Source organism: Microcystis sp. M_QC_C_20170808_M3Col, from assembly GCF_007095505.1.
Taxonomy (GTDB): domain Bacteria; phylum Cyanobacteriota; class Cyanobacteriia; order Cyanobacteriales; family Microcystaceae; genus Microcystis.
The window spans coordinates 1-3,958 of sequence record NZ_SFBY01000446.1; the positions used below are offsets into that span (position 1 = coordinate 1).

At 46.1% G+C, this 3,958-nt stretch carries 5 protein-coding genes; 4 read left to right on the forward strand and 1 reads right to left on the reverse strand.

What is annotated here, in order from left to right:
- Window positions 1-331 precede the first annotated feature (331 nt).
- From EWV84_RS20495 to accD, 3 genes are all read left to right on the forward strand, one after another.
- Complete coding sequence (locus tag EWV84_RS20495; RefSeq protein ID WP_287079729.1) at window positions 332-1,141, forward strand: prepilin peptidase; 810 nt, start codon at window positions 332-334, stop codon at window positions 1,139-1,141.
- A 566-nt stretch (window positions 1,142-1,707) separates the two neighbouring features.
- Entirely contained in the window at window positions 1,708-1,917 is a 210-nt protein-coding gene (locus EWV84_RS20500) for a hypothetical protein (RefSeq protein ID WP_193957096.1), read from the forward strand.
- An 18-nt stretch (window positions 1,918-1,935) separates the two neighbouring features.
- Entirely contained in the window at window positions 1,936-2,886 is a 951-nt protein-coding gene (accD, locus tag EWV84_RS20505) for an acetyl-CoA carboxylase, carboxyltransferase subunit beta (protein ID WP_287079732.1), read from the forward strand.
- Window positions 2,887-3,031: 145 nt separating this feature from the next.
- On the opposite strand, the gene EWV84_RS20510 is transcribed toward accD, so the two are convergent.
- Window positions 3,032-3,415, reverse strand: a complete 384-nt coding sequence (locus tag EWV84_RS20510; protein ID WP_046660600.1) for a Fur family transcriptional regulator — start codon at window positions 3,413-3,415, stop codon at window positions 3,032-3,034.
- A gap of 31 nt (window positions 3,416-3,446) precedes the next feature.
- Between EWV84_RS20510 and purS the strand changes: the two genes are divergently transcribed.
- Window positions 3,447-3,719 carry a phosphoribosylformylglycinamidine synthase subunit PurS gene (gene purS, locus EWV84_RS20515; RefSeq protein WP_287079735.1) on the forward strand — a complete coding sequence of 91 codons (273 nt, stop codon included), beginning with the start codon at window positions 3,447-3,449 and terminating at the stop codon, window positions 3,717-3,719.
- Window positions 3,720-3,958 lie beyond the last annotated feature (239 nt).

Sequence of the window (3,958 nt, forward strand, 5' to 3'; positions counted from 1 at the left end):
CTTGACCACAGATAGTAGGGGGTTTCGTTCAGAAAAGACTTCAAATTCGGCCTTGAACGAGTAAAACTTTCTAGGAAATAAGGTGGAACATGAGATTTTTTCGACTTGTTCAAAGTGGCTGTCCGGCATTCGGACACTCAAAATGGACGGGTCGGAAGGCATAAGACTACCGCTAAAGTAGCAGTATCCTTCCTGTGAAGCGTCAACCCCGTTGACGCGACCACCCTAAAAAAGTGGCGTGGTGAGGAATCGCCGTCCGTTTTACGGCGGCGAGGATGTCAACCCCTATAATAGGCGATAACAAACTAATCAATTATCTGCCAGTTTAAGGATGGAAACCCTCTTTCATCTAGTTACTTTTGCCTTTGTCTTCGCTTTTGGTGCCTCGGTGGGCAGTTTTTTAAACGTGGTCATCTATAGATTACCTCAGGGGATATCTCTAGTTTATCCCCCTTCCCACTGTCCGAAATGTCACCATAGGTTAGGTAAAAGCGAGAATATACCTGTTTTAGGCTGGTTATGGCTAGGGGGTCGCTGTCGCTGGTGTGGAACTGCGATTTCTGTCCGTTATCCAGCCGTCGAAACTTTTACCGGTTTGTTGTTTTGTCTGGTTTTAGGAGATTTTAGCTTTTCTTGGCAGACCCTCGGCTATTGGATTCTTGTAAGTTGGTTATTAGCTTTAGCTTTGATTGATTTTGACACGATGACGCTTCCTAACTCCCTCACCCAATCGGGATTAGTTTTAGGGATAGTTTTTCAAACTCTCCTGGGTTGGCAAAATAATCAAAGTGTTATCTATCTCTTTTCAGCGATCGCTAGTGCGGTTTTAGGAGTCTGGTTATTTGATCTGATCCGGTGGGGGGGGAGTTTTGCCCTCGGACAGCAGGCCATGGGGGGAGGGGACGCTAAATTAGCGGCGATGATCGGTGCTTGGTTAGGATGGCAAGCATTATTAGTCACCGGGTTTCTGGCCTGCGCTATCGGGGCGGCGATCGGTATTATGGGCATTTTTGTGGGTAAAATGGCAAAAAAACAAGCTATACCCTTCGGTCCATTTCTTGCCCTCGGCGCTCTGATGAGTGTCTTTTGGAGTGATAAGATCATCTCAGCCTATCAAGCCATTTTTTTCCCTTTGTTTTGACAATCCTGGGCCTAAAGGCGTGAGGATTCTCGAAGCTCATCACAGCCCTTTCTGGTTTCTCTTACTTAGGGTCTGCTGAATAAATCTAAAAACCTTGTTGGGTAAGACTTTTAGACCTTTTGTCAATCAAAAAGTACTGGATATGGAAGTGATCGGGGGGAAATTTAGGCACTTTTTCCCTGAAACCCCACCGAAAAACTTTTTCAGCAGACCCTAGTTATCCTTTTTATGGTTCACTCTCCAAGCGTTTTGGTCTTTCAACCAAGATTTCGGTATGCCCTACCCTATCTGTCTGACGACAAAGATTTTTACTGGTTTTTCATTCACCGTTGTTGAGCGGGTACTGCGCTATGTTTGACGAGGTTTTCGCTACCCTCCCTTTTTGTCTCTTATGCAGACTTTCGAGTTCAAGGGTTCAACTCAATCGAGCTATTCACTACCGCCCCACTCAGGGGATTCAAACCAATTTCATTTTCACATAAAGCCGTCCTAAAAGGACGGGGCTTTAACCCAAAATTTTGGTAAAAAAGTTATCTTATAATTAAATCTTGATACAATAGTCTTCCGTGTCTTGGATCACCATTAGAACAACCCCCAGTCGTTGGGAAGCCGATTGGCTACAGGAAATGCTCAAAGCTCACGACATCCCCAGTCGCGTTATCGCTATTGGCCTTGGTATTTATTGCGGCCAGGGGCATCAGGCCGCCCTACAAGTCCGTCCCCAAGATCGCTGGACAGCACTTTTGTTATTAAGTCCTCTAGAGGAAAGTCTATAATTGTCTTTATTTTAAACTATGTCTCTATTTGATTGGTTTGCAAATCGCCAAAAAACAGAACCCAAGGTTCAACAACAACAGGAACGAGAAATAGCCGATGGTTTATGGACAAAATGCCCAAATTGCGGTGTTTTGGCCTATACGAAGGATTTATTAGCTAATCAACTGGTTTGTCTCGATTGCGGTTATCATAATCGGGTCGAAAGTGAAGAAAGAATTCGCCAGTTAGTGGATGCGAATACTTGGAATTGCCTCGATGAACAGATTCGACCGACGGATCCGCTCAAATTTCGCGATCGGAAAAGTTATAGCGATCGCCTGCGGGAAACCCAAGAAAAAACTGGTCTGACGGATGCTGTCCAGACGGGAACGGGGACGATCGATGGTTTACCCTTAGCTTTAGGGGTGATGGACTTCCGTTTTATGGGGGGTAGCATGGGATCGGTGGTGGGAGAAAAACTCTGTCGTTTGACGGAACAAGCTACCGATGAACGTTTACCCCTCGTGATCATCTGCGCTTCCGGTGGGGCGAGAATGCAGGAAGGAATGTTAAGTTTAATGCAGATGGCCAAGATTTCTGGCGCCCTTAACCGGCATCGAGAAGCAAAATTACTCTATATTCCTGTCTTGACTAATCCCACCACAGGAGGAGTCACGGCCAGTTTTGCCATGTTGGGAGATATTATTATCGCCGAACCAAAGGCTACTATCGGTTTTGCTGGTAAACGGGTAATCGAACAGACTTTGCGCGAGAAATTACCGGAAGGTTTCCAAACATCGGAATACCTATTAAAACACGGGTTTGTCGATGCGATCGTTCCCCGTACCCATCTCAAGAAAACCCTCGCTCAATTAATTAGTTTACATCAGCCCTTTTTCCCCTTGTTATCCCCCCTGAACAGCCATCATCACCACAGTCAGCCGGAGTTAATCCCTCTGAAAACAGTCCAAGGTCAAACAACAGTTTAATTCCTGTAAGACGGCACTGGAGTTGCAAGTCTGAGCATTTGTACTAAATTTTCCCGATAGGCAGTTTAAATGTAGTGCATCCCACACCCCACACCCGGCCCCCCACACCCGGCCCCCAGGAAAAACTTTTTGCCGCAAACCCTACTTAACCAGGTTGACAGCGATCGCAAAGGCCAAAAAATTCGAGAGTATGGTAATAAACCTTGAATTGGTGTGATTTTTCGAGTTTTTCTTCCAATTCATGAACGGGACACTCATTAAAGACGATAGACCGACCGCAATGAATACAGGTAAGATGGTGTTGATCCTGCTGAACGGAACTGTAGAGGGATTCTCCTGTGGCTAGGGTTCTCACCTGCACTGCTCCCTGTAGTTTTAGGGATTCTAGGGCGCGGTAAACAGTGGCTAACCCCATATTTTGGTCACGCTGACGGAGTTCCACAAACAATTCCTGAGCGGATACTGCCCGATTTAAGGTTTTGAGTAAGTGGATAATGCGCTCTTGCGATCGGGTGCGTTGGGATTTCATATCAAAAAGGTCAGCGATCAAAGTTAATTCTATGCCAAAAAATTATCAGTGCTGTATTTATGTTACCCTGCGCCCCTCGGTGCTCGATCCGGCGGGTACGGCCGTAGAATCGGGATTAAAGCAATTAGGTTATGATACTGTAGCCGGGGTGCGAATTGGTAAGTATATTGAGCTTACCGTGACAGCAGCGGACGAAACCAGCGCTCGCGCTCAATTGGCTCAAATGTGCGATCAACTATTGGCTAATCCTGTGATTGAAAATTATCGCTTTGATTTGCATTGTCAGTCAGGAGATAGGGGATAGGGATGAGGGGATGGGGGATAGGGATTAGGGGATAGGGGATAGGGATTAGGGGATAGGGGATAGGGATAAAAGACAATTTTATTTCCCCAACACCCAACAACCAACAACCAACACCCATCTGTTGACATCCTCACCGCCGTAAAACGGACGGTGATTCCCAAACCTCACGATTTAGGTTTCTGCTTCTTTCCCTTGCGGGGTTCCGCACCTGCCTTAACAGATTTACTCTGTTCTGGTCT

Coding starts and splice junctions, on each gene's coding strand:
- EWV84_RS20495 (WP_287079729.1), top strand. CDS start 332: ATGGAAACCCTCTTTCATCTAGTTACTTTTGCCTTTGTCTTCGCTTTT.
- accD (WP_287079732.1), top strand. CDS start 1,936: ATGTCTCTATTTGATTGGTTTGCAAATCGCCAAAAAACAGAACCCAAG.
- EWV84_RS20510 (WP_046660600.1), bottom strand. CDS start 3,415: ATGAAATCCCAACGCACCCGATCGCAAGAGCGCATTATCCACTTACTC.
- purS (WP_287079735.1), top strand. CDS start 3,447: ATGCCAAAAAATTATCAGTGCTGTATTTATGTTACCCTGCGCCCCTCG.